Here is a 25743-nt window from a genome sequence, read left to right as displayed (position 1 = left end):
CAGTGCACGTGGCATATCCGCACATTACCAACTTGTAACCCCCTTCATTTTCGCCTCCCCCTATCATCCGCTCTACCCCGCGTAGAGCGGCTGCGTGCGCGCAGCGGCCCGTGCCGGGCTGCCTGCGGCCGTCGCCGCGTCCCGTTCAGTAGAGCCGTTTCATGCATACATTTACCGCCACCGGCGACAACGCCGCGCCGCAACCGGCGCCACTGCGCCAGCATGGCCACCGGATCAAGGCGGCGCTGGGCGCGCTCGTCTTTCCCGTGCAGCGCGCGCTGGCAAGCGGTCATCGCCGCGACGCCGGGCCTGGCGGCGCTGGCGCAAGCCCATCCCAGCCTGCGCTACAAGATCTATCGGCCCTACGCCAGCCGCCAGCTCGGTTGCGCGGCGAGAGTGGACCTGCTGTGCGGGCATTACCGTTTCCTGTGGCAGGCGGGCGCGCGGCCGCTGGTGGAATACGCGGCGCGGCGCGCGCTGGTGCTGGCCAGCATCGAAGGCAAGGATGGCGCCAGCTACCGCCTGCAGCTGACGGCCATCCACGACAGCCACCGCGAAGGGGAGCTGTGCCTGCGCCTGACGCGCGACGGCGTGTCGCTGTACCTGGCCAGTTTCCTGTTTCGGTCGCAGCCTGGCGGCGCCGTCATCCAGCTGGGCGCCTTGCAGGGTTTGCGCTCGCCCGCCGGCGCGCAGGCGGTGAAGGAAGCCACGCGGGCGCTGCACGGCTGCCGGCCGAAAAACCTGATGGTGGCCGCCTTGCGCGACCTGGGCGACTTTTTCGGCTGCGGCCACCTGGACCTGGTCAGCAACGCCAACCGCATCGCGCTGAACTGGCGCCGGCGCCGCCATATCTCGTGCGACTACGACCTGGCGTGGCGGGAACTGCATGCGCTGCCCACCAGCGACGGCAACTACCGCCTGCCTTGCGGCCCTTGCCGGATGCCGGAACTGGAGCTGCTGCCGTCGAAAAAGCGCGCCGATGCGCGCCGCCGCGGCGCCATGCTGGTGCAGCTGGCGGCCGACATGCGCTGGCAGGTGGCGGCCCTGTTGCAGCCGCAATGAAAGCGCAGGGCGGCATTTTTTGACCTGCGCGGCTTTTTTGCCGGGCAGCCCGGCGCAAACGGCGCGATCGGCGTATACTTGCTGGCGTTGTTAACCTGAAGCCAGTCACCCCATGCCAGCACAATTCCCCACATCGCGCATGCGCCGCCTGCGCGCGACCCCGCAACTGCGCGAGCTGTTCCGCGAAACCGAGATCAATCCGCGCGACCTGGTCCTGCCGATCTTCGTCGACGAAGGTTCCAGCGATTTCATCGACATCAAGTCCATGCCCGGCGTGCGCCGCATTCCCGAAGCGAAGCTGGCGCAGGAAATCGAGCGCTATGCGCGCGCCGGTTTGCGCTCCGTCATGACCTTCGGCATTTCGCACCACAAGGACAGCCACGGCACGGACACCCTGAACCCGGACGGCCTGGTGGCGCGCATGTCGCGCATCATCAAGGACGCCGTGCCGGAAATGGTGGTCATGTCCGACACCTGCTTCTGCGAATACACGGACCACGGCCATTGCGGCATCCTGCATGGCGACACGGTCGACAATGACAGCACGGTGCTCAACCTGGGCAAGCAGGCCGTCATCGCGGCCCAGGCGGGCGCCGATATCATCGCGCCATCGGCGGCCATGGATGGCCAGGTGGCGGCCATCCGCAGCGCGCTCGACGCGGCCGGCTTCCACGACACGCCCGTGATGGCGTATTCCACCAAGTTCGCCTCCGGCCTGTACGGCCCGTTCCGCGACGCGGCCGGCAGCACCCTGAAGGGCGACCGCAAGACCTACCAGATGGACCCGATGAACCGCCGCGAAGCGGTGCGCGAATCGTTGATCGACGAAGCCGAAGGCGCCGACGCGCTGATGGTCAAGCCGGCCGGCGCCTATCTGGACATCATCCGCGACCTGCGCGAAGTGACGCGCCTGCCGATCGGCGCCTACCAGGTCAGCGGAGAATATGCGATGATCAAGTTCGCCGCCCAGGCGGGCGCCATCGACGAGCGCCGCGTGGTGCAGGAAACCCTGGGCGCCATCAAGCGCGCGGGCGCGGACATGATCTTTACGTATTTTGCGATGGATGTGCTGAATAATCCGTATTGAGGTTTGTCTCTGGCGCGCCGTTAGCGTTCTTTTTCACCCCAAAAGCAAAGTCTGGGGTCGGACCCTCAGGGTCCGACCCCGGGTTCTATGCGGTTGGGTTTATTCAGCTTCCCCATGCCCCTGAAAATCTCCCGCATCCTGCACGCCGGCTATGTCTTCGAATGCGAAGGCACGGCCATCGCCTTCGACCCCATCGTCGAAAACCCGTTCAGCCGCAACTGCCACGCGTTTCCGCCCGTGCGCTTCGACCTGGACGCCGTGCGCCGGCTGCGCTGGGATGCCGTCTTCATCTCGCACTTCCACGACGACCACTGCTCGCTCGACAGCCTCGATGCGCTCGACCGCGCCACGCCTATCTATTTGTACTGCGTCTTCGACGAACTGTTCGCGATGCTGCGCGCGCTCGGTTTTACGCAGGTAGAGAAGCTGCACGTGGACGTGCCCGTGCAGGTGGGCAGCATCGAGGTGATCCCGCGCCGCGCGCTGGACGACGATGTCGACTCGCTGTTCCAGGTGCGCGCAGCGGGCTTGAATGTACTCAACGTCGTCGATTCCTGGATCGGCCCCGAGACGCTGGCGCAGCTGGCCGCCTTCGCGCCCTGGGACATGGTGCTGTGGCCGTTCCAGACCATGCGCGAGATCGCCGTCATCGCGCCGTCGCAGGCAGTGCAGGGGTCAGTCGAGCTTCCCGACGACTGGGTGCCGCAGCTGCGCGCGCTGGCGCCCCGTTACCTCGTGCCCAGCTCCTGCCAGTTCGTGCAGGAAGACTGGTCCTGGTACAACCATGCGATGTTCCCGATTACCTACCGCCGCTTTGCCGATGAAATGGGCGCCGCGCTGCCCGAGACGCATATCTTCCGCCTCGACCCGTCGACGGCCGTGCTGCTCGACGCGCACGGCATGGCGCCTGCCGCGCCGCTGCCCTGGGTCATTCCCGTGGGCCCGCAGGACGTGGATTTCGACTACCGTCCCGATGCGGCGCCGCCCGCCACGGCGGACATCGCGCGCCGTTTCGCCCCCTTGAGCGCCGCCGACACGGCGCTGGTGCTCGATTTCTGCCGCAATGGTTTGCTTGAGCGCTACCGCGACATGGAACTGCCCGAAGACAGCTATTTCCAGGCCCCGCGTGTATGGCGATTGTCGCTGTACGGCCATGACGGCGCGGCCACCATCCTGCATTACCGCACGCACGGCGACTTGATCGACCTCGTGCCGGACACGGGCGAGGCGCCGGGCTGGACGACGCAAGTGCCGCAGGTGAAATGCCACGCGGCGCTGGTGCTGGGTGAATCGCTGACGTCGATGTACATGCGCATCAACGACGGCCCCTTCGACGAAGCTACGCGGGCGGAACTGATGGAAGCCGACATCGTCGACGATCCCTTGATCCGTTGCCTGTTCAACGACGCCATCGGCGCTTACCAGGCGGCGCAGCTCAAGCGCTTGCTGGCCCGCTGAAGAAAATCGCGCGACAGGGTAAGATAAACGATTAATCCCAGTATCTCAGATCAAGGAATGATCAACATGACACAAGACAAGGAAACCGCGATCCTGGCCGGCGGCTGCTTCTGGGGCGTGCAGGACTTGCTGCGCCGCTATCCGGGCGTGATCGCCACGCGCGTGGGCTACAGCGGCGGCGACGTGGCCAACGCCACCTACCGCAACCATGGCACGCATGCGGAAGCGATCGAGATCATTTTCGACCCGACCGCCATCAGCTACCGCAAGATCCTGGAATTCTTCTTCCAGATCCACGACCCCAGCACGGAAAACCGCCAGGGCAATGACCGCGGCACCAGCTACCGCTCGGCCATCTTCTACACCAGCGAAGAACAGCGGCTGGTGGCCGAGGACACGATCCGCGACGTCGACGCCTCCGGCCTGTGGCCCGGCAAGGTGGTGACGGAAGTGGCGCCGGCCGGCCCGTTCTGGGAAGCGGAACCGGAGCACCAGGATTATCTGCAGCGCTTGCCGCATGGCTACACCTGCCATTACATCCGGCCGGACTGGGTCTTGCCGCAACGCGGGCAGTAAGGAGCCAGGCATGCGTTACTGGCGCGTCGAGCGGCCGCCGGCGGAAGGGCAGCTGGACTTCGGGCGTACCCTGGAGCTGATGGCGGCCATCGGCCATGCCGACGTGAACGCCGTCGCCGGGGCAATCCTGAAGACGGTCAGCACGGTCGCGCCCATTGCCCAGTGCACGATCTTTGCCTATGAATTCGGCAACCGTCCCCGCACGGTGGCCGTGGCGGACCGGCGCGGCGGGCGCTTTTTGCAGGATATCGCCGACAGCTACGCCCGCCATTACTATGCGCTCGATGGCAACCAGCGCGTGATCGCCCCGGCGCCGGGGCGGAAAATCGATCCCGCCATCGTGCTGCACCAGCAGGCCAGCGACGAAATCGACCATCCCGGCTACCGCGCCGTCTGCTACCAGAAGCCGAATGTGTCGGACCGCCTGTCCCTGCTGGTGCAGCCGGCCGGCGATATCTGGCTGTCCGTCAATTTCTACCGCGACAGCAGCCAGGGCCAGTTCCAGCCCGGCGAAGTGGCGGGCATCGAAACCCTGTCACCGCTGTTTGCCCATGCCGTCAAGCATCACTACAGCTTGAAGGGCCAGGCCACGCAAGGCGTCGCGCCGCTGATGCTGGCAAGGCTGCGTCAGCATTGCCCCGCCCTGAGCAAGCGCGAACTGGACGTGCTGCGCTGCGTGCTCGAAGGCCTCACGGCCGTGGAAATCGCCGAGACCATGGGCGTGCAGCCATCGAGCGTGATCACGTACCAGAAGCGCGCCTATAAGCGCCTGGGCATTTCCAGCCAGCGGCAACTGTTTGCGCTGTGCATGGCGCCAGCCCCTTAGTCCTTTTGGCGTAGGGATGGCTTCGCCTTTTTGACAGTTTTAGCCGTGAAACGTCCCCAAAATGGGGACAAGGTTTGCGGCGCGCGTCTGCATACTGTGTTGCAAGCCGGGATCACCCGGCCGCTCTCACCCAATAACAATAGCAAGGGGAGAGCGACACCTTATGGAGACAAGCATGACCATCGCCCCCGCGGCCATCCCCGCCACCGCCGTGCCCGTCCTCGACGCGGCCACCCTGCAACTGGAACAGCAAGTGATGCGCAAGGTGTCGCGCCATCTGCTGGGTTTTCTGTTCCTGCTGTTCGTGTTTTCCTTTCTCGACCGCATCAACATCGGCTTCGCCGGCCTGACCATGATGCAAGACCTGGGCCTGTCCGGCACCCAGTTCGGCTTTGCCACCACCCTGTTTTATATCGCCTACATCGCTTGCAGCATTCCCAGCAACATCGTGCTGGCCCGCATCGGCGCCCGTAAATGGATAGGCAGCATGATGATCGCCTGGGGCCTGGCCTCGACGGCGACCCTGTTCGCCAGCGGTCCGGCCAGCCTGTATGCGCTGCGCTTTTTGGTGGGCGTGACGGAAGCGGGCTTTCTGCCCGGCATGCTGCTGTATCTGACCTACTGGTTTCCCAGCGCCTACCGGGCGCGCGCCAATGCCCTGTTCATGATCGCCATGCCTGTCACGGCTGCCATCGGTTCGGCCTTGTCGGGCCTGATCCTGGGGCTGGACGGCCACTGGGGCTTGAAGGGCTGGCAATGGCTGTTCTTGCTCGAAGGCATGCCTTCCGTGCTGCTGGGGCTGGCCGTGTACGGCTACCTGGACGACTCGCCCGCCAAGGCGAACTGGCTGGGCAAGCTGGAGCAGCAGGTGCTGGCGCGCATGCTGGCGGCCGAGCAGAAACCTGTTGCGCCGCAGCAAAAAACGTCCGTGCTGGCGGAAATGCTGTCGCCCACGGTATTGAAATTCGGCGTCGCCTATTTTTGCCTGGTCAACACCCTGGCGATGGTGGCCGTGTGGACGCCATTGATCGTGAAAAGTTTCAATAGCAACGCCAGCAACACGCAAATCGGCTTGCTGGCGGCCATCCCGCAAGTGTGCACCGTCGTCGGCATGATCGCCTGGGGCCGCCGCTCGGACCGCCTGCAGGAACGCCGCTGGCATATCGTCTGGCCCATGCTGCTGTCGGCCGCCGGCTGGTTGTTGACGGCCTATGCAAGCAATCCCGTGGTGCAATTGCTGGGCGTGTGCATGGCGTCGACGGGCGCTTATACGGCCATGTCCGTCTTCTGGACGACGCCGGACCGGGCATTGAGCCTGGGCGCGCGCGCCATCGGCATCGCCGTCATCAATGCCACGGGCAATATCGGCTCGGCCCTGAATCCCGTCGTCGTGGGCTGGCTGAAGGATTTGACGCACAGCTTTGCCACGGGCTTGCTGTACGCCAGCGTGCTGCTGGTGGCGGGCGCGGCCATCGTGCTGACCCTGCCGATCGCCCGCAGCAGCAAATAACATTGTTGAAGAGGAAACATCATGAGCGATACATTCCACCCTTATCCCCATGTGCCGAAAGTGTATCCGCCCGGCAAACCGGCCGGCGCCGCCACGCAGCATGTCCCGGTCCTGATCGTCGGCGGCGGCCCCGTGGGCCTGGCCACGGCCCTGGGCCTGGCCCGCCACGGCGTGCGCTCGGTGCTGATCGAGGCGGACGACGGCGTGTGCACGGGCAGCCGCGCCATCTGCATCTCGCGGCGCAGCCTGGAAATCATCGAACGCCTCGGTGCACTCGACGGTTTTTTAGCCAAGGGCTTGCCGTGGGCGGGCGGACGCAGTTTTTACCGCGACGAGGAAGTGCTGCACTTTACGATGCCGCAAGACGCGAACCAGAAGCTGCCGCCGATGGTTAACCTGGCGCAATACCATATCGAACAATTCCTGCTCGATGCGGCCGAGCGCCGGCCGGAATTGATCGATATCCGCTGGCAAACGCGGGTGACTGGCGTGGACAAGCGCGCCGACGGCGCCACCGTCACCGTGGCGACGCCCGATGAGACCTATAAAATCGAGGCGGATTGGCTGGTGGCGGCCGATGGCGGGCGCAGCGTGGTGCGCGAGGCGCTGGGGCTCAAATTGCAGGGCACCAGCTATGAAGGGCGCTATGTGATCGTCGATATCCACCTGAAGAGCGAGCGCCTGACGGAGCGCCTCGCGTATTTCGACCCGCCGTCGAATCCCGGCTCGACCGTGCTGGTGCACAAGCAGCCCGACGATATCTGGCGCATCGACTACCAGTTGCGCGACGACGAGGATGCGCAGGCGGCCGTGCTGCTGGAAAACGTGGCGCCCCGCGTGGACAGCCTGCTGGCCATGATGGGAGAAACGGCGCCCTGGCATCCCGTGTGGATCACCATTTATAAAGCCAATGCCTTGACCCTGGAAAAATACCGGCACGGCCCCGTGCTGTTCGCGGGCGATGCGGCCCACCTGGTGCCCATCTTCGGCGTGCGCGGGGCGAACTCGGGCATCGACGATGCGGACAACCTGGCCTGGAAGCTCGCCTACGTCGTCAAGGGTCAGGCGCCGCATGCCTTGCTGGACAGCTATTCGGACGAGCGCGTGTTCGCTGCCCGTGAAAACTTGCGCCACGGCACCAAAAGCACGGAATTCATGGCGCCGCCCACGTTTGCCTTCGAACTGATGCGCACGGCCGTGCTGGGCCTGGCGGGCAGGCATGCGCACGTGCGCTCGCTGATCAACCCGCGCCAGACGAGCGCCATCGCGTATGCGCAGTCGGCCCTGAATGCGCCGGATAGCGAGACGTTTGCCGCCGGCCCCGCGCCGGGCACGGTCTTGCCGGAATGCCCGCTGGCGCTGCCGCACGACGGCGGGCAAAAAGCGGGGTATATTACCGATTTGCTCAAGCGCGCAGATGGCCATTTCACGGGACTGTACTTCAGCGAGGACGGGTCTGTACCATCCGCACTGGCGGCGCTGGGCGACACCTTGCCGCTGACGACCGTGGCGATTTCCCGCAGCGGCGCGCAAGGGTGCGCCTGGGACCACACGGCGCAGGTATTCTCGCTGTTCGACGCGCAGCCTGGCACGTTTTATCTCGTGCGCCCGGACGGCCACGTGCTGGGGCGCTGGCGGCAAGTGCAGGCGGGGCAGGTGCTTGAAGCGCTTGCAAAAGCCGGGGTCAGACCCGGCGGGTCTGACCCCAGTACTTTGCGCAGCGGGTCATTAAAAGTTATTAAGGAGGCAGCATGACCGACATCGAACTGGATAATCTTTACACCGAGCTGTGCCACACCATGGGCGGCCTGGGCGAACAGCGTTCGCCCCTGTTCCTGGCCCGCTTCGCCTTGCTGGCCATGGGCGCCATCGGCCGTGCCGATGTGGTGCAGGGCTTGCTGCGCGACGCGGCCGACGGCCTGGCGGAGGGCGCATGATAGGCGCCGGCTACCAAAGCGGCTTCGGCAACGAATTTGCCACGGAAGCCATCGCCGGCGCCTTGCCGCAGGGGCAGAATTCGCCGCAGCAGGCGCCGCTGGGCCTGTATGCGGAACAATTGTCGGGCACGGCCTTCACGGCGCCGCGCGCGCAGAACCGGCGCTCGTGGCTGTACCGCATCCGTCCCGCCAGCCAGCATCCGCCGTTTACCTTGCTGGAAAATACCCGCATCGTCAGCGACTTCCACGCCATGCCGCCGACGCCGCCGAACCAGCTGCGCTGGGACCCGCTGCCGCTGCCCGACAGTAGTACGCCGGTCGACTTCATCGACGGCTGGCAGACCATGGCCGGCAACGGCAGCGCCGAAACCATGAGCGGCTGCGCCATCCACGTGTACGCGGCCAACCGCTCGATGCAGCGCTTCTTTTACTCGGCCGACGGCGAATTGCTGGTCGTGCCGCAGGAAGGCCGGCTGGCCATCGCCACGGAACTGGGCTTGATCGAGCTGGAACCGCAGGAAATCGCCGTGATTCCCCGCGGCGTGCGCTTCCGCGTGACCCTGCCGGACGGCGCGGCGCGCGGCTATGTGTGCGAAAACTTCGGCACGGCCTTCCGTCTGCCGGACATGGGCCCCATCGGCTCGAACGGCCTGGCCAACAGCCGCGATTTCCTCACGCCGCACGCGGCGTTTGAAGACATCGACGGCGCATGTGAACTGCTGGCCAAATTCGGCGGCCACCTGTGGCGAACGACCCTCGACCATTCGCCGCTGGACGTGGTGGCCTGGCACGGCAATTACGCGCCGTACAAATACGATCTGCGCCGCTTCAACACCATCGGCTCGATCAGCTACGACCACCCGGACCCGTCGATCTTCCTGGTGCTGCAGGCGCCCAGCGAAAATCCCCTGTTCGGCGCCATCGATTTCGCCATCTTTCCGCCGCGCTGGCTGGCGGCCGAGCATACCTTCCGCCCGCCGTGGTTCCACCGCAACGTGGCCAGCGAGTTCATGGGACTGATCCACGGCGTGTACGACGCCAAGGCGGCCGGCTTCGTGCCGGGCGGCGCCAGCCTGCACAACTGCATGTCCGGCCACGGCCCCGATGCGCAGACCTTCGACAAGGCGTCGCACAGCGACACGTCCGCGCCCGTGAAGGTAGGCGACACCATGGCCTTCATGTTCGAGACGCGCACCATCCTCAGGCCCACGCCATTCGCGCTGGACGGCGGCCTGCTGCAAAACGACTATTTCGAATGCTGGCAAGGCTTGCGCAAGCATTTTGATCCGGACCAGGCTTAGCCAGGTCCAGCTCAAGTGGCCCGTGCCCGCGTATGCGGGTTGGCGGGCCGGTTCAGGCCCAGGTGGCCGCGCAGGGTGCTGGCCGCATATTCGGTGCGGAACAGGCCGCGCCGCTGCAGTTCCGGCACCACCAGCGTTGTAAATGCCTCGAAGCCTTGCGGCAGCAGGGGCGGCACGACGTTGAAGCCGTCTGCGCCCCGCTCCGCGAACCACTGTTCCATCAAGTCCGCCACCGTTCTGACGGAGCCGATCGCTTGCAGGTGGCCGCGCGCGACCCTGAAGCGCAGCACCAGCTGGCGCAAAGTCAGGTTCTCGCGGCGGGCCAGCTCCAGCTGCTGCAGGAAGCGTCCCTTGCCGTTTTCTGGCGCCTGGTAGGGCAGGTCGGGCAGCGGGCCGTCGAGCGGATAGCCGGATAAATCAAAACCGCCAAATTCCAGGTGGCTGAAATCGACCAGTGCCTGCAGCTCGCCGAACTGGTCCTGCGCCTGCTGGTCCGACTCGGCTACCACCACCGACAGCCCCGGCGTCACTTTCAATTGATCCTCGGCGCGGCCATACTTTGCCATGCGGCCCTTCACGTCCGCGTAGTACGCCTGCGCCACGGGCAGCGAGGTGGCCGAGCAGTACACCATCTCGCCCAGGCGCGCGGCAAATTCGCGGCCCGTTTCGGAATTGCCTGCCTGGACCAGCACCGGGTGGCCCTGCGCGGGGCGGGGCAAGTCCAGCAAGCCTTGCGAGGCAAAGTACCGGCCCTGGAAATCGAGCGCATGGCCCGCTGCCGGCTGGTAGAACTGGCCGCCGGCGCGGTCGGGCCGGTCGAAAGCATCATCATCCCAGCTATCCCACAGCATCTTGGACAGGGACACGAATTCATCGGCGCGCGCATAGCGCTCGGCGTGGCTGCGCGGCGCATCGATGCCGAAATTGCGCGCCGCGTGTTCGCCAAACGAGGAGACGATGTTCCAGCCCGCGCGCCCGCCGCTCAGGTGGTCGAGCGAGCTGAATTTGCGCGCCACGTGGTACGGGTGCTCGTAATTGGTGTTGACGGTGGCGATCAGGCCGATATGGCGGGTGACGGCGGCAATGGCCGACAGCAGGGTAAATGGCTCGAACGGCAGGCCGATGGCGGCGCGGCCCGTGTCCGGCGTGACGTCGCCGGCGCGGCCGATGAAGTCGGCGATAAAAAAACTGTCGAACTTGGCCGCCTCGGCCAGCCTGGCGGCGTTTAGCCACCAGGCCAGGTCGGGCCGTCCGCTGGCGCTGGCCGATGGATGGCGCCAGGCGGCAGGATGGTGGCCGTGGCGTTGTAAAAAGACATTCAGGACAAGCTGGCGTGCTGGCATGGCGGCTCCGTGGTAAGTTGGCGACGTGGCGTTTTGCCTTGACCTTGCAAGCTTCGGGCCAGCATTGGACCGGCGTCCGCATATGCAAAATCCGGATAAGCTAGCGCGGCACCATTCGTTCACGCCTGGAGATGGCGCGCGGTATAGTCGCCCCATGGAACTCTTAGCCCACAATTTCAGCAGCGATTTCGCGCGCAGCGCCCACCTTGCCCGCGGCGCGGGCGCGGGCGCTGACGGCGACAGCGAGGCGCTGGTCGCCTTCCGCGACCCGCAGCAAATGAGCTTGCTGGTGCGCGCCACGGCCTTTGTCTTTGCCGATCCCCGTTCGCGCCAGTTGCACGAGCTGATCGAGCGCATCGCCCCCAGCGAGGCGACGGTGCTGATCACGGGCGAAACGGGGACGGGAAAAGAGCTGATTGCGCGCCACGTGCACGGCTTGAGCGGGCGCGCCGAGCAGACTTTCGTGGCGATCAACTGCGGCGCGTTTTCCGAAACCCTGGTCGAGAGCGAACTGTTTGGCTACGAAAAGGGCGCGTTTACGGGCGCGCAGCAGGGCAAGCCTGGCTGGTTCGAGACGGCCAGCGGCGGCACCCTGTTCCTCGATGAAATCGGCGACTTGCCGCTGGCGATGCAGGTCAAGCTGCTGCGCGTGCTGCAGGAGCGCGAAGTGGTGCGCCTGGGCGCGCGGCGCGCCATCCCCATCGACGTGCGCCTGATCGCCGCCACCAACGTGGACCTGGCCGAAGCCGTGCGGGCCGGGCGCTTCCGCGAAGACCTGTATTACCGGCTGCAGGTGATCGGCCTGCCGCTGCGCCCCCTGCGCGAGCGCCCGGGCGACATCATGCCGCTGACGCGCCACTTCATGGCCATCTATGCGCAGCGCCTGCACCTGGGCGAGGTGGAACTGGGCCTGGACGCGCAAGAGGCCTTGCTGGCCTACCCATGGCCGGGCAATATCCGCGAACTGGAAAACGTCATTCACCGCGCGCTGCTCGTCTGCCGCAGCGGCGTCGTGCGGGCCGAGGATTTGAGCTTGTCGGGCTGGCACCGCGCTCCGGTGCCTGCATCCGCCCCCGTGCCCGTATCGGACGCGTGGGCCGGCGGCGCCGATATCGCCTACGCGGCCCACGGCGCGGCGGGCCAGGACGATTTATTGGCGGCCGAGCGCTTCGCCCGCGCCTGGCAAGCCTTGCTCGACTCGGGCGAAGCCGTGGAATTCGAAGCGATGCAGCAGGAACTGGTGCGCGCGGCGTGGGAGCGTAATGAGCGCAACCAGGTGCGCACGGCCAGGCACTTGAATTTGAGCCGCAATATCCTGCGCACCTTTTTGAAAAAGGCGGGCGCCATCGACTAGGCGCATCAGCGGCCTCCCGGAGCCGGACCCGCAGCGATGCGGCTCCGGCTTTTTTCATGGCTGCTGCGCGCGCAGCAATCTGCTGGCCAGGGTGCAGCCGATTGCTGCCTGGGCAGCAGCTTTGGGCGCCGTTGGGTGTCCAGTGGATGGCATGTTTTCTGCGAGGAGGGTAGGGCAGGCCGCTGCGCGATGCGCATAAGGCCTTTTCTTCGACCCACGACAGGAGTCCACGCATGACCATCGAATTCATCTGGCAATTGCCCACCAGCGGCGACGGCCGTTACGCGGCGCCCGGCATCACGCGCCGTGGCGAACGGGCCGCCGGCGCGCCCAGCCCCCTGCAGGCTGGCGTGAGCGACCCGCGCGGCGCGCGTCCGCCCTTTAACTATTTCGATTATCTGCACCAGATCGCCCGCGCGGCCGATCTTTCCGGCTTCGACGGCATCCAGGTGCGCCACGATACGCAGGGCGATGAAAGCTGGATCGTCGCCGGCTACCTGGCCCGCAGCACGCGCCATCTGAAGCTGATCGCCGAATTCGACGCCGCCTGGGGCTCGGCCGTGTACGCGGCGAAAAACGCCGTCAGCTTCCAGCGTTTTACGGGCGGGCGCTTCGCCTGGCAGATCGGCCATGGCGGCGATGCGGCAGCGCGCCGGCGCCAGGGCGATGCGGCGCCGGATGCCGACATTGTGCCCCGCATCGATGAATTCATCGCGGTGGCGCGCGGCGTGCAGAATACGTCGCCGTTCAGCTTCAAGGGCAGGTTCTTCGAAGTGCAGGACGGCGGCTTCAAGGGGCCGCTGGCGAACCACCCCGTCAACGGCATCTATTTGACTGGCGATAGCCCCGAGGCGCTGGCCCTGTCGGCGCGCCAGGCCGACGTGCATGTGTTCGATGCGGCGCCCGTGGCGCACTTGCAACCCTCTATCGACCGTCTGCACACGCAGGCGCGCCAGCTGGGCCGCGCCGTGGCGGCGGGCCTGCGCATCGATGTGCTGGCCCGCGAAACCTTCGACGAAGCCTTGCGCGATGCGCGCCGCTACCGCGGCGGGGCGGGACTGCCTGACGAAGCCCCGTCGGCTGATGGCACGGCGGGTGGTGCAGCCCTGTTCTGGCCCGGCTTTGCGCAAGCGCAAACGGGCGCTCACGGCGCCCTGGTCGGCAGCTATGCACAGGTCAGTGCGGCGCTCGAAGCCTACGCGCAGGCGGGTGTGTCCAGCTTCGTGCTGGCGGCCATCCCCCATTTCGAGGAAGCCTACCGCATCGGCGAGCACGTGCTGCCCCGTGTGCGGGCCGCTTTGAGCGCGCCGCTGCAAGCGGCCTGAATTCAACCCATTCAAGGAGTAACCCACATGGCTATCGATTTTTTCTGGCGCATCCCCACGCATGGCGAACCGAGTTCGCACCGCGCCCGCACGCCGTTTCGCGGCGACTGGTTTCCCGGCAATGACAACCTGCGCCAGGCCGGCCTCGGCGGCGGCGGCGCCGACGGCTTTACTTACATCGACTACCTGGCGGAAATCGCCCGCGCGGCCGAATTATCCGGTTTCCAGGGCGGTTTGATTCCATCCTTCCCCATGACGGACGAACCATGGGCCATTTCCGCGCTGCTGGCGCGCGAAACGAGCACTTTCCGCTTCATGATCCCGTTCCAGCCCGGCTTCCTGAACCCCGTGGTGGCCGCGCGCATGACGGCCAGCCTGCAGCGGGCCACGGGCGGGCGCGCCCTGTACAACGTGATCACGGGCGGCGGCGGCCCTTCGCAGCTGTGGTGGGGCGATTCGGCCGGCCACGACGACCGCTACACGCGCACGACGGAATTTCTCGACGTGGTGCGCGGCGTATGGCGCGGCGGGCCGTTTTCCTATCAGGGCAAGTTTTACCAGGTGGAGGATGCGGGCCTGGCCACGCCGCTGTCGGAGCAGGATTTCCCCGAGATTTATTTTTCCGGTTCCTCCGACGCGGCCTTGGGTTCAGCTTCGAAACACGCCGATTACTACCTGACGTGGCTGGAACCGTTCGAGCAGCTGCGCGAGAAATTCGCCCGCGTGCATGAAAAGACGGCGCTGCTGGGCCGCAAGATCAAGTGCGCCGTGCGCGTCGACATCGTCGCCCGCGCCACGGAAGAAGAGGCGTGGGACGAGGTGCGCAAGGGCTTTGACGCTGTCGATGCGGCCACCCTGCGCCAGTTCCTCGGTGCCGACGGCGGCGACTCCGTGGGCGCGGCGCGCCAGCGGGGCAACCGCCCGACCACCCTGAACAGCTACAAGGACTTGATCACGGCGCCGAATATCTGGTCCGGCTTCAACCTGCTGCGCGGCGGCCAGACGCAGGGCATCGTCGGCAGCTACCAGCAAGTGGCCGAGCGCCTGGACGAGCTGGTGCAACTGGGCGCCGACGCCTTCATCCTGGCCAGCACGCCGCACCTGGAAGAAGCGTACCGCGTGGGCGAGGAAGTGCTGCCCCTTGTGCGCGGCCACACGGCGGCACTGCTGCGCGCCGCCTGAGTATCCGCTGTTGCCGCGACAGCAGCGCCATCGCCTGCTGTCGCGCAGGCAGCACGCGGCGCCGGCGCTGCTGCCAAATCAACAGCACTATCATGCCGATAGTCTGCCTTTTAAATCAATCACTTAACGACGATTTTGCTGCGCTGCGGCAGCGGGCATGCCCCTTGCAATACAGGTCATCACCATCTCGCGTTTTGACTTTACTCAAGGATAATCACCCATGCGCCGTTCGACTGCCCCCGCCGCCTTTTCTTCTTTCCCCTTTCATTTGACGCCAGTGCGCCGTGCGCTGCGCTCGGCCTTCGCCATCGGCGGCCTGATGCTCGTCCATGGCATGGTCCATGCCGAAGCGCCTGGCGCCGAGGTCATCGCCGCGGCCGACGCGAACGGCGCCGGCGAGGGCGCCGCGCTGCAATCGGTGACGGTGACGGCGCAAAAGCGCGAGGAATCCGCGCAGAAGGTGCCGAGCGCGATCACGGTCCTGGGCGGCAAGGAGCTGCTTGACACGGGCATCGGCCGCTCGGCCAGCGAAATCCTCAATTACGTGCCGAACGCCTCGGCCGGCACGCAGCAGCATGGCCGTCCGCGCTGGTGGATACGGGGCGTGGGCGCGGGCCAGCAGCAGGTGGATTTCCCGAATCCCGTCGGCTTCTACCTCGATGACGTCTACATCAGCAATTCCAGCGCCACGGGCTTTCCCCTGTTCGACCTGGACCGGGTGGAAGTGCTGCGCGGCCCGCAAGGCACCCTGTGGGGCAAGAACACGACGGGCGGCGCCATCAACGTGATTTCGCGCAAACCCTCGTTCAAGTCCAGCGGCTACGCCAAGCTCGATTACGGCAGCTACGACACCAAGCTGGCCGAAGGGGCCATAGGCGGCGCGCTGGTCGACGAGGTGCTGGCGGGGCGCTTGTCCTTCCATACGGAGCAGCAGGACAGGGGCCGCTTCCACAACCAGTTTACGGGCGAGCGCGATGGAAAGCTCAAGGACAGCGCCATCCGCGGCCAGCTCAAGGCCCTGATCGGGCGCGACCTGACGGCGAACCTGAACCTGCACTACCGCGACTACACGACCAAGGGCGCCACCACCACCGTGGCCAGCTATGGCGCGAACGGCGTCTACCGCAACGGCTACGTCCCCAGCACCAATCCCGATGACGTGAGCACGAATGCGCCGGCCGACAGCGACGTGAAACAGGGCGGCGCGCAGTTGAACCTCGAATACGCGCTGGGCGAGCTGACCCTGACGTCGATCACCGGCTATGAAAACTTCCGCAACGAAGCGACGGGCGACAGCGACAATACGCCGCTGGAAGTGGGCCGCAGCCGCTCGAAGGCCAGCAGCCGGCAAGTGTCGCAGGAACTGCGCCTGACGTCGCCGCAAAACGGCACCCTGAGCTGGGTGGCGGGCCTGTTCTACTTCAATGAAAAGATCGATTCCGATTCGGCCGGCGCGCGCCTGCCCAACGGCACCGTGCCGGCGCTGGCGGGCAGCACGCAGCCCGTCGGCTACAACCGCACCGTCTACCAGCACAAGGCGCGCAGCGCGGCCATCTTCGGCAGCACGACCGTCAACTTCAGCGAGCAGTTCCTGTCGACGTTTGGCCTGCGCTGGACCACGGAAACCAAGGATCTCGATTTGCAGCGCGTGCAGGCCGCATCGAACACGGTGACGTTTGGCGATGCGGCCAACTGGTGGAACACGGTCCGGGGCGGCAATTACACGGCCGCCTCGGTGGCCAACAACAACTTCACGTCGAACCCGTCGACCACGTGGAATGCGCTGACCTACGACGTGACGCCCGAATACCGCTTCAGCCGCACCCTGCGCGGCTATCTGAAGTACGTGCACGGCATCAAGTCGGGCGGCTACAACACGAGCGCCACGGACGTGCGGGCATTGAATACGGTGAAGCCGGAAACCCTGAACTCGTTCGAGGCGGGCATCAAGTCGGAGTGGCTGGACGGGCGCCTGAATTTCAACGCCAACGTTTTTCACTATGATTACAAGAACGTGCAGGTCAATATCACGGGCGTGTACAACGGCGACCCCACGCAAAGCGTCAATTACCTGCAAAACGTGCGCAAGGCCCACGTGAACGGCGCGGAATTCGAGATCGAGGCGCAGCCGACGGACAACCTGCACCTCAACGCCAATATCGGCCTGCTGCGCACGGAATTCGACGACTTCGCCATCCAGAACAATGGCGGCGACCGCTCCGGCAATGAATTCGTGCGCTCGCCCCACGTGACGGCCCTGCTGGCAGCCGACTACCGCTACCCGCTGGGCGATGGCGCGCAGCTGGTCTTCAGCGGCGACGTGCGCTACACGTCGAAGCAGTACTATTATGTCGACCCGCAAAATGCCGCGCGCGACCTGCTGAACCAGGGCGGCTTCGCGCTGGCCAATGCGCGCCTGTCGTACGTGCTCCCGGGCGGCAAGCAGCGCATCACGGCATATGCGAACAACCTGGCCGACAAGGTCTACCGCAACCACACGCTTACCAGCTTCGTGCCCGGTGCCGTCAACGGCGACACGGTGATCATCGGCCAGGGCCGCACGGTGGGCGCGTCGTACACGATCCAGTTCTGATGGCGCTACCTTGATCCAGGACAAGGCCGGTGCATGCGCCGGCCTTGTCGTTGATGGCGCCAGCTTACGCCGCCGCTTGCAGCAGGGAGTCGAGCCGCCGCTGCGCCTCCGCCAAAGGCCGGCGGTCGATCCACGCCTCGATATCGACGTCGCGATCGAGAAAACCGTGCTGCAATTGAAAATCCTTTTGCTGGCGGAACAGCGCCACCTTGTCGTCGGACAGGTCGGGCGCCAGGGTCAGGTGAAAACCGTCGCTGTAGGCTTCGGCCACGGCGTCGGCGCCGGCCCGCGTCTCGCCCTGCAGGATGGCCAGCACGTCTTCCTTGTGGCTGCGGGCCCAGTGCGCAGCGCGCAGGGTTTGCGTCAGGAAGCGCACGACCAGCTCGAAATGCTGTTCCAGCATCGTTGCATGCACGGTGATCGGCCGTGGCGTGCCGTTGTTCACGCGGAAGCGCCGGTCGGGCAGGGCGTCGATGGCTATGCCCACTTCCAGTCCCGCCGCGCGGGCCGCTTCGGCCGCCGCCGCGCCTTTTACGTAGACGGCGTCGACTTCGCCGCGCAGCAGCGGCGCGATGCCTTGCCACAGTCCCGCGCCGAGATTGGCTTGCGCCGGCGCCTCGCCGCCCACCTCCACCAGTTGCACGTCGTCGAGCGTGAGGCCGGCCGACGCCAGCACGCCCTTGTAGCCGGCCAGGCTCATGCCGCGCGCGATGCTGCGTCCGCGCCGGTTGTCGCGCAAGTCCTCGGCGCGGAACACGGGCAGCGCCAGACGCTTGCCCTGCAGCTGCGCTGGCGTCGCGATGCCGGAACCGGGGCGCACGAGGATGGCTTGCCACTCGTCGATCCACGTCAGGCCGATCAGCCGCGTGGGCGCCCCTTGCGCGTGCGCGGGCAGGGCCAGCAGGTTGCCGCCTTCGCGCACGAGCGTGGACAGGCCATGGTCGTAATGGTGGCGCGCCAGTTCGCCGCCCACTTCCTGCAGGGTCTTTAGCGCGATGCCGTCGCGGGCGAATTCCTCGTCCAGCCAGCCCAGTTTGTAGGCCAGGCCCGTGGCCGTGGGCACGGGGCAGCGGGTGAACCAGACGGTATCGACGGAGGGGACAGTTACGGTAGTCATGGAATTCCTTGGTGGTGGTGGAAGCCTGGAACCGTGCAGGAAACGTGCCTGCGCCGCTTGCTGGCTGGCCGACAGCGCGTGCGGATGGTGCTGCTGCCGCGCCAGCAGCCGCTGTTGCGCAGGCAGCAGCCATTCACCATTTTCCCGGCGCTGGCGCTGGCACGCGTCTTGCGAAAGTAGAGGCAGGACTGACCCGTATTCCAACCCCAACGAATGGAGCATGACATGACGGACGTGGCACAAGCACAACAAGTACAGGTACAGGAGTTGACGGCGGCCGAACTGGCCTTCGTGGAGCAGGTGCGGCGCGATGCGCAGACCGCCTTCGACGGCTTGCGCGAGACGGGCAGCCTGACGGCCAATGGCACGGTGGGCTTCGTCGAGCGCACGCCGGGCGGCGACAAGGTGGTGGTGGTCAACGATCCGGGGCCGTTCCGCCGCGGCCAGCCCCTGAAGGCGGCCGTGCTGGCGCTGGACGGCACGGTGCTCGTGGGCGATGCGAACAACGGCGGCGCGCGTTACTTGAAACTGTTCCGCGAGCGCCCGGAGGTCACGTCGATCTCGCACGTGCACTCGCCGTCGCTGGGTGCGTGGGCGCAGACGCACCGCACCCTGCCGATCCGCTACGTGCCCGTGCAGCGCTACCAGCTGGTGCGCGAAATTCCCATCTATATCGACCGCCGCCAGCCGGAAGTCGATTTCATCCTCGGCGAAATCGCCCGCAACACGCACGCGACGGCCATCCTGGAAGCGAATGGCGGCGCCACCGTGTGGGGCAAGCAGGGCTTGCTGAAGCTGGCCGAGTTCATCCTGCTGCTGGAAGAGGGCGCGAAAATCCAGATCGCGGCCGAAGCCATCGGCGGTTCGCGCGACTTCGGCCCGGGCGTGCTGCTGCAGCAATGGAAGATGAGCAAGCTGATCGACACGGCGCGCGCGCTGTCCTTGTTGCCTGCCACCGACCTGGTCAACACCTGACCAAACCTGCTGCGCGTCGCGCCTTGCGGCCTGTGATGCTCGCTGTGCCTGTGCACAGCTGCGCTTCTCGGCCACAAATCGCTGCCGCTCGCGACGGTTTTGTCAGGTGTCGTTGTGTAAAAAATATTTAATTAAGAACAGGCCCCAGATGTCATTGAAATTCTTAGGTTTGAGCTGGCGCAAGCTGTCTGTCGCCGTAATTGCAGCCAGCCTGCTGGCGCCAGCCATCGCGGCGGCGGCCGAGCCGCTGCCGGCTGCCGTGCGCATCGCCGTCGTGGCCCGCACGGCGGCGTCCGGCAAGACCGTGTTTGCCGGTTCCGCCGTCCAGGTGGCGTCAACGGGCTGGCTGGCGGCCGAGCTGGGCAAGCTGGGCGTGAAGCTGGAATGGGTGCCCGTCACCACCAATTCCGTGGCGACGCAAGTCAACGAAGCGTTTGCCAACCATTCGATCGACCTGGCGCAGTATGGCGACTTGCCGTCGATTATCGCCAATGCCTCGGGCTTGCAGACGCGGCTGATCTTGCCCGGCGGCAGCGCCAACAACACCTATCTGGTGGTGCCGAACGGTTCCACGGCGAAATCCATCCAGGATTTGAAGGGCAAGAAGATCGCCCTGCACCGTGGCCGGCCGTGGGAATACCCATTTGCCCGGCTGCTCGAAGCGAATGGCATGACCTTGCGCGACGTCAAGATCCTCAATCTCAATCCGCAGGCGGGCGCGGCGGCCGTGGCGACGGGCGGCGCGGACGCCTTCTTTACCCTCAGCGACGCCTTTTTGCTGGAAGATAAAAAGGTCGGCAAGATCATCTGGTCGAGCAAGGCGCCGCCGCAGGACTGGAAGATGCGCGCGGAACTGTGGGCCGACAGCGGCTTCCTGCAACGCTGGCCGCAGCTGGCCCAGCTGGTGGTGACGGCCTATGTGCGCGAGCACCACCGGGCCGCCGGCGCCGGCGGCGAAGAAGACTATGTGCGCACCGAGGCGGCCGCGGGCCAGGTGGAAAGCGTGGTGCGGCGCGAACTGGCGGGCGACCACACGCCATGGCAGGCGCGCTGGTCGCCCCTGTTCACGGCCAGCCTGCGCCAGCATTACGTGGGCGAGGCGGCGTATGCGAAGAGCGCGGGCCTGATCGGGCGGCCGCTGCAAGTCGACAGCCTGTTCGCGCCCCAGTTCGTCAACACGGCGCTGGCGCAGCTGAAGCTGCAAACGTACTGGTCGCCATGACTTCCATCGCCCGCGCCATCGCCTTGCCGCGCGCTCCCGCGCCAGCGCGTGCAGCCTCAGTCCCCTTGTTGCAGCGCTTTATCCGTTCACCCTGGTCCGTGTGGGCGTCGCCGCTGGCCTTGCTGCTGCTGTGGACGGCCGCCACCACCTTCGAGTGGATGCCTGCGCATATTTTGATGTCGCCATGGCAAGTGCTGCTGACGGCGGCGGACCTGGCCGAAAGCGGCGAACTGGGCCAGCACCTGGGCATCAGCCTGTTCCGCCTGCTGGCCGGCTTCGGCCTGGGCGCCAGCTGCGGCCTGGCCTTTGGCGTCGTGCTGGGGCTGTCGCCGGGATTGCGCGCCTATGTCGACCCCACCTTCAATATCCTGCGCCAGTTGCCGACCGTCGCCCTGATCCCTTTATTTATCTTGCTGTTCGGCATAGGCGAGAGTTTTAAAGTGTTTATCGTCGCCAAGGCCAGCTTCTTCATCGTCGCGCTGGCCGTGCATGACGCCATCCGCAACCTGTCGCAGCGTTACTTTGAGGTGGCGCAAGTGTATTGCTTCTCGCGCTGGCAGCGCATCCGCCTGATCGTCTTGCCCGCCATCGTGCCGGCCGCGCTGACGGGCATGCGCATCGCCCTGTCGCGCTCGTGGATGGTGCTGGTGGGCGCGGAATTGCTGGCTGCGGACAGCGGCCTGGGCCAGATGATGGAAATGGGCCGGCAAATGTTCCGCCTCGACGTGGTGATGGTGGGCGTGGTGTTGACGGGCGTGATCGGCTTCGGCCTGGACCGGGCCTGCCACGCGCTGGAAGCACGGCTGATGCGCTGGAAACGGAGTGGAGAGAACTCATGAAGCAACGTTTAAGTGTGATCTTCAAGGGCGCGCTGCTGCCGCTGGCCTTGCTGGGCGCCTGGCAATGGGCTTCCGGCCAGGGCGCTGCCGCGGCCTACATCTTTGTGTCCTTGGGCGACCTGGCGCACAGCCTGCGCGACCTGGTCTTCACGGGCGAGCTGTGGGTGCATCTGCGCGCCAGCCTGGGCCGTACCCTGGCCGGACTGTTGCTGGGCGGCAGCGCCGGCATCGTCACGGGGGCGCTGATGGCGCAGTCGCCGCTGGCGGACCGGTTGATCGGACCCCTGTTCCACAGCATCCGCCAAGTACCGTTGCTGGGCTTGATCCCCTTGCTGGGCTTGTGGGTGGGCAATGGCGACGGCGCCAAGCTGCTGGTGATCGCCATCGCCGCCTTTTATCCCACCGTGCTCAACACCTATGCGGGCATGCGCCAGGTGGAAGGGCGCTTGCGCGAAGTGGGGCAAGTGCTGACCCTGACGCGCACGCAGACCCTGCGCCAGATTTTGTTGCCGGGCGCCATGCCGGCCATCGTCACCGGTGTCACGCATGCGCTGGCGTTCGCCTGGCTCGCTTGCCTGGGCGGCGAACTGCTGTTTTCGGCCGGTCCCGGCATGGGTTCATTATTGCTCAATGGCGAAGTGTCGGGCCGCATGGATGTCGTGCTGCTTGCCGTGCTCGTGATCGCCTTGCTGGCGCAAGCGATGAACGTGGCGTTTGCGGGTCTCGCGCGCTTGCTGGTGAAGGGGCGCAGCAGTGAGTGAATCCCTGCCATTCCAGTCGGACGCGGCCGTCAGCGCCCGCGAAGGCGAGCTGCGCGCCTTCTTGCTGCGCTTTATCGGCTTGACCCTGCTGTCGGGCGTGACCATCGGCATGAACAAGGTGCTGGCCACCTTGCTGGGCTTGCATCTGCACGTGAGCAACTTCCAGCTGGCCGCGATCAGCAGCGCGGAAACCCTGGCCATGGCGCTGGGCACGATTCCGGCCGGCTACATCTTGTCGCGCGGCAACCCAAAGCACTTGTACGCTGGTGTCAGCCTGAGCCTGGCGCTGGCCTTTTGCGTGCTGCCGTGGCTGCCCGGCTGGCAATGGGTGGCCCTGCTGATGTTTTTGGTGGGCCTGTGCATTTCGCTGCGCATCGTGGCCATGAGCACGGTGTTCCTCGTGCGCCTGCCGGAACTGGGGCAGGGCAAGGCGGGCTGGTACAAGGGGACATTGATCCTCGGCATGCAGTTCCTCGGACCCCTGTGCGGCAATTACCTGATCGCCCAGCTGGGGCTGAAGGCAGGCTTTTTGATCTCGGCCCTGATGTTCGCCATCCTGGCCGTGCTGGGCTGGCAAGTGTTGCCTGACAATACGGCGCCGCGCAAGCAGGCAGGACAGGGTGCGCTGCCCGGTGCGGCCAGTCTGCGTGAACTGCTGCGCCTGCCCATCGTGCGCGTAACTTACCTGTTTGAAATCCTCGCCAGCTTCACGGCGTCCAGCGTGGGCGTGTTTTCCATCCTGCTGGCGATCCGCGTGCTGCACTGGCCTGCGCACCACTCCGTCTGGCTGATGGCCGTGCAGGGACTCAGCTGTGTACTCGTGCTGCTGTTCCTGGGGCGTTTCGTGCTGGCCAGCCGCTACCGCGAGCAGCTGTATGGCGGCGCGCACCTGGCCATCATGGGGGCCTTGCTGATCCTGGGTCTGTGGCCCTCCAGCATCGCCTACCTGGCCGCGTCAGTGCTGCTGGGATTGGGCCTGGGCGTGAATAACCTCGTCAATACGGACAATATCGCCCGCGCTCCCGTCGACAAGGCCCGCGTTTCCGCCCATCTGACCCTGTTCGGCATGGTGGGCGGCACGGCCGGCGCGCTGGCGGCGGGCCGCCTGGCCGACCTGACGGGCTTGCGCAATGTGTTCCTGATCTGGCTGTTTCCCTGGCTGGCCGCCTGGCTGGTTTTCCACGGCAGCCGCTGGCTGCGCCGCTCGCCGCCAGCCGCCATTCCTTCCCTCGCCCCCACTGCAGAGAGTGCGCCATGAATGATTTTGTTTCCCCATCGGCCTTGTCGCCGCAACAGCAGCACCTGAGCGGCGGCTTGCAAGTGCAGCACGTGAGCAAGTCGTTTTCCCTGAAAGGCGTGCCGCTGCCCGTGCTCGACGATATTTCGCTGACCATCGCGCCGGGCGAATTCGTCGCCATCGTCGGCGCGTCCGGTTGCGGTAAATCAACCCTGCTGCGCCTGCTGGCTGGCCTGGATACGGACTACACGGGCTTGCTGCTGCACGACGGCGTGCCGATCCGCGGCACGGATTTGCGCCGGGGCCTCGTGTTCCAGGACCACCGCCTGTTTCCCTGGCTGACGGTGCAGCAAAACGTGGCCGTGGCCTTCAGCAATACCAAGGTGCCGCTGGCCGAGCGGGCCGCCCGCGTGGCGGCGGAAATCACGCGCGTGGGCCTCGATGGTTATGCGGATGCCTATCCGCATCAGTTATCTGGCGGCATGTCGCAGCGGGCCGCGATTGCCCGTGCCCTCGTCGGGCGGCCCGACGTGCTGCTGCTGGACGAACCGCTGGGCGCGCTCGACGCGCTGACCCGCTTGCGCCTGCAGCAGGAATTGCGCCGCTTGTGGCAGGACGAGGGCATCACCATGGTGATGGTCACGCATGACATCGATGAAGCCGTCTACCTGGCCGACCGCATCGTCGTGCTCGATGCGCGTCCGGGCAAGGTGCGCCGCGTGCAGGACGTGCCGCTGGCCCACCCGCGCCAGCGCGGTTCGCCAGGTTTCGTTGCCATCCGTGACGGCTTGCATGCGGATTTCAGCGACCTGGACGAATCGCATGCGCCCGTGGCGCGGGAAGAACACCCCAGCAGTTTGTGGGATGGCAATGAATGGGCGCGCAGGATGGCGCTGTAGTTTTTTTGATATCCATCAACCTGGAGAGACAGCATGAGCAATGAAAGTCAGGCAGCAAACCCGGCACTCGACACCCTGTGGTACACGCGCTGCCCCGTCCCGACGGGCCTGGGGATAGCTTTACAGCAAGGCTGGCTGGAAGAAGCATTGCGCGCCAACGGCACCAGCTTGCGCTCCTTGCGCGAGTCGGACCAGGAAGCCGTGCGCGAATCGCATTTCGACCACACCCTGCAAAATTCCGTGCGTCACGGCGGCAATATTCCCGCCCTGTGGGCGCGCGCGGCGGGGCGCGAAACGCGCGTGATCGGCCTGTCGTGGTCGGACGAGACGCAGCTGATATTGACCTTGCCCGGCAGCGGCATCCAGACGGTGCGCGACTTGAAGGGCCGACGCTTCGGCTTGCCCCTGTGGGCCAGGGCGCAGATCGACTTTGCGCGCGCGCAAGCCTTGCGCGGACTGGAAAACGCGCTGAGCCTGGAAGGGCTGGCCGTGGCGGACGTGGAGCTGGTCGATTATGTGGTCAACACGGGCCAGAGCGAGGCGGCGCCGGAAAAGGGCGCAGCGACGAATCTGTTCAGCGGCGCGCAGCGCGGCGGACAAAGCCCGGAATTGCTGGGGCTGTTGCGGGGCGAGGTGGACGCCATCTTCCTGAAAGGCGCCTCGGCCGCCCAGCTGGCGCAGCAGTTCGGTTTGCATACGGTGATCGACACGGGCATCCATCCGGAACCCTTGATCCGCGCCAACAATGGCACGCCGCGCACGCTGAGCGTGGATGCGCACTTGCTGGACAACCATTTTGCTTCCGCCGTCACCCTGGTCGAGCAGGTGCTGCGGGCCGAAGCGTGGGCGCGCGGTCACGCAGATGAGACGCGGCGCTTCCTGGCGCGCGAATCGAATGCCAGCGAGCACTGGGTGCAAGTGGCCTATGGCAAGGATGCGCATTTGCGCCTGGACACGGACCTGGCGGAAACGTCGGTCGCGGGCTTGCAGGATTTCAGCGACTTCTTGTTCCGCTGGAACTTCCTGCCCAGCAAGGTCGACGTGCGCGCGTGGATCGACCCCCGTCCTTTCGAAGCGGCGCTGGCGCAGACGCGCCGCGCCGCCTGAGCGGGAAGCACGTCAACGGTGGCCATGTTCGA

22 protein-coding genes are annotated in these 25743 nt (G+C 65.9%); 20 read left to right on the top strand and 2 right to left on the bottom strand.

Going from position 1 to position 25743, the window contains the following annotated elements; all coding sequences use genetic code 11:
• Window positions 1-222: 222 nt before the first annotated feature.
• From BZG29_RS16590 to hmgA, 9 genes are all read left to right on the top strand, one after another.
• Window positions 223-1062, top strand: a complete 840-nt coding sequence (locus tag BZG29_RS16590; protein WP_077405085.1) for a DUF535 family protein — start codon at window positions 223-225, stop codon at window positions 1060-1062.
• Between the two features lie 112 nt (window positions 1063-1174).
• Window positions 1175-2149, top strand: a complete 975-nt coding sequence (gene hemB / locus BZG29_RS16585) for a porphobilinogen synthase (protein WP_070218449.1) — start codon at window positions 1175-1177, stop codon at window positions 2147-2149.
• A 114-nt stretch (window positions 2150-2263) separates the two neighbouring features.
• Window positions 2264-3607 (top strand): MBL fold metallo-hydrolase, encoded by a 1344-nt coding sequence (locus BZG29_RS16580; protein ID WP_077405082.1) that lies wholly within the window; start codon window positions 2264-2266, stop codon window positions 3605-3607.
• A gap of 66 nt (window positions 3608-3673) precedes the next feature.
• Complete coding sequence (msrA, locus tag BZG29_RS16575) at window positions 3674-4183, top strand: peptide-methionine (S)-S-oxide reductase MsrA (protein ID WP_077405079.1); 510 nt, start codon at window positions 3674-3676, stop codon at window positions 4181-4183.
• A 10-nt stretch (window positions 4184-4193) separates the two neighbouring features.
• A complete protein-coding gene (locus BZG29_RS16570; protein WP_077405076.1) occupies window positions 4194-5009 on the top strand; it encodes a helix-turn-helix transcriptional regulator in 816 nt (271 codons plus the stop codon).
• Between the two features lie 175 nt (window positions 5010-5184).
• Window positions 5185-6519 carry an MFS transporter gene (locus BZG29_RS16565; RefSeq protein ID WP_216350310.1) on the top strand — a complete coding sequence of 445 codons (1335 nt, stop codon included), beginning with the start codon at window positions 5185-5187 and terminating at the stop codon, window positions 6517-6519.
• 21 nt (window positions 6520-6540) lie between these two features.
• Window positions 6541-8274, top strand: coding sequence for an FAD-dependent oxidoreductase (locus tag BZG29_RS16560; protein ID WP_077405070.1), 1734 nt, complete (start codon window positions 6541-6543; stop codon window positions 8272-8274).
• Complete coding sequence (locus BZG29_RS16555) at window positions 8271-8456, top strand: hypothetical protein (protein WP_077405067.1); 186 nt, start codon at window positions 8271-8273, stop codon at window positions 8454-8456. The genes BZG29_RS16560 and BZG29_RS16555 overlap by 4 nt, the downstream gene beginning before the upstream one ends.
• Window positions 8453-9757: a homogentisate 1,2-dioxygenase gene (gene hmgA / locus BZG29_RS16550; protein WP_077405065.1), complete on the top strand. Its 1305-nt coding sequence runs from the start codon at window positions 8453-8455 to the stop codon at window positions 9755-9757. Before BZG29_RS16555 ends, hmgA begins: the two co-directional genes overlap by 4 nt.
• Window positions 9758-9768: 11 nt before the next feature.
• Here the strand turns inward: hmgA and BZG29_RS16545 are convergent, their stop codons facing one another.
• Window positions 9769-11100: an LLM class flavin-dependent oxidoreductase gene (locus tag BZG29_RS16545; RefSeq protein WP_077405062.1), complete on the bottom strand. Its 1332-nt coding sequence runs from the start codon at window positions 11098-11100 to the stop codon at window positions 9769-9771.
• Window positions 11101-11254: 154 nt separating this feature from the next.
• Here BZG29_RS16545 and BZG29_RS16540 point away from each other — a divergent pair, with 154 nt between their 5' ends.
• The 4 genes from BZG29_RS16540 to BZG29_RS16525 all read left to right on the top strand — a co-directional run bounded on the left by BZG29_RS16540 (window position 11255) and on the right by BZG29_RS16525 (window position 17554).
• Complete coding sequence (locus tag BZG29_RS16540; RefSeq protein WP_077405059.1) at window positions 11255-12454, top strand: sigma 54-interacting transcriptional regulator; 1200 nt, start codon at window positions 11255-11257, stop codon at window positions 12452-12454.
• Between the two features lie 233 nt (window positions 12455-12687).
• The gene (locus BZG29_RS16535) at window positions 12688-13779 is read left to right on the top strand and encodes an LLM class flavin-dependent oxidoreductase (RefSeq protein WP_077405056.1); all 1092 of its coding nucleotides are present in this window, start codon (window positions 12688-12690) and stop codon (window positions 13777-13779) included.
• A 27-nt stretch (window positions 13780-13806) separates the two neighbouring features.
• Entirely contained in the window at window positions 13807-14961 is a 1155-nt protein-coding gene (locus BZG29_RS16530) for an LLM class flavin-dependent oxidoreductase (RefSeq protein ID WP_077405053.1), read from the top strand.
• 220 nt (window positions 14962-15181) lie between these two features.
• The gene (locus tag BZG29_RS16525; RefSeq protein ID WP_077405050.1) at window positions 15182-17554 is read left to right on the top strand and encodes a TonB-dependent receptor; all 2373 of its coding nucleotides are present in this window, start codon (window positions 15182-15184) and stop codon (window positions 17552-17554) included.
• A gap of 64 nt (window positions 17555-17618) precedes the next feature.
• Here the strand turns inward: BZG29_RS16525 and BZG29_RS16520 are convergent, their stop codons facing one another.
• Window positions 17619-18671, bottom strand: coding sequence for an ABC transporter substrate-binding protein (locus BZG29_RS16520; RefSeq protein ID WP_077405047.1), 1053 nt, complete (start codon window positions 18669-18671; stop codon window positions 17619-17621).
• Window positions 18672-18896: 225 nt separating this feature from the next.
• Here BZG29_RS16520 and BZG29_RS16515 point away from each other — a divergent pair, with 225 nt between their 5' ends.
• The 7 genes from BZG29_RS16515 to BZG29_RS16485 all read left to right on the top strand — a co-directional run bounded on the left by BZG29_RS16515 (window position 18897) and on the right by BZG29_RS16485 (window position 25711).
• Window positions 18897-19646 carry a class II aldolase/adducin family protein gene (locus BZG29_RS16515; protein WP_077409142.1) on the top strand — a complete coding sequence of 250 codons (750 nt, stop codon included), beginning with the start codon at window positions 18897-18899 and terminating at the stop codon, window positions 19644-19646.
• A 148-nt stretch (window positions 19647-19794) separates the two neighbouring features.
• Window positions 19795-20868, top strand: coding sequence for an ABC transporter substrate-binding protein (locus BZG29_RS16510; RefSeq protein ID WP_077405044.1), 1074 nt, complete (start codon window positions 19795-19797; stop codon window positions 20866-20868).
• Entirely contained in the window at window positions 20865-21707 is an 843-nt protein-coding gene (locus BZG29_RS16505; RefSeq protein WP_077405041.1) for an ABC transporter permease, read from the top strand. Before BZG29_RS16510 ends, BZG29_RS16505 begins: the two co-directional genes overlap by 4 nt.
• Window positions 21704-22468: an ABC transporter permease gene (locus BZG29_RS16500; protein ID WP_077405038.1), complete on the top strand. Its 765-nt coding sequence runs from the start codon at window positions 21704-21706 to the stop codon at window positions 22466-22468. The genes BZG29_RS16505 and BZG29_RS16500 overlap by 4 nt, the downstream gene beginning before the upstream one ends.
• Window positions 22461-23726 carry an MFS transporter gene (locus BZG29_RS16495; RefSeq protein ID WP_077405034.1) on the top strand — a complete coding sequence of 422 codons (1266 nt, stop codon included), beginning with the start codon at window positions 22461-22463 and terminating at the stop codon, window positions 23724-23726. Before BZG29_RS16500 ends, BZG29_RS16495 begins: the two co-directional genes overlap by 8 nt.
• Window positions 23723-24604, top strand: coding sequence for an ABC transporter ATP-binding protein (locus tag BZG29_RS16490; protein ID WP_077405031.1), 882 nt, complete (start codon window positions 23723-23725; stop codon window positions 24602-24604). Before BZG29_RS16495 ends, BZG29_RS16490 begins: the two co-directional genes overlap by 4 nt.
• Before the next feature lie 33 nt (window positions 24605-24637).
• Entirely contained in the window at window positions 24638-25711 is a 1074-nt protein-coding gene (locus BZG29_RS16485; protein WP_077405028.1) for an ABC transporter substrate-binding protein, read from the top strand.
• Window positions 25712-25743 lie beyond the last annotated feature (32 nt).

The sequence above is a fragment of the Janthinobacterium sp. LM6 genome (genome assembly GCF_002002885.1).
Classification (GTDB): domain Bacteria; phylum Pseudomonadota; class Gammaproteobacteria; order Burkholderiales; family Burkholderiaceae_D; genus Janthinobacterium; species Janthinobacterium kumbetense.
Note: the sequence above shows the minus strand (reverse complement) of the source record. Positions and strands in the feature narration are given on the sequence as shown.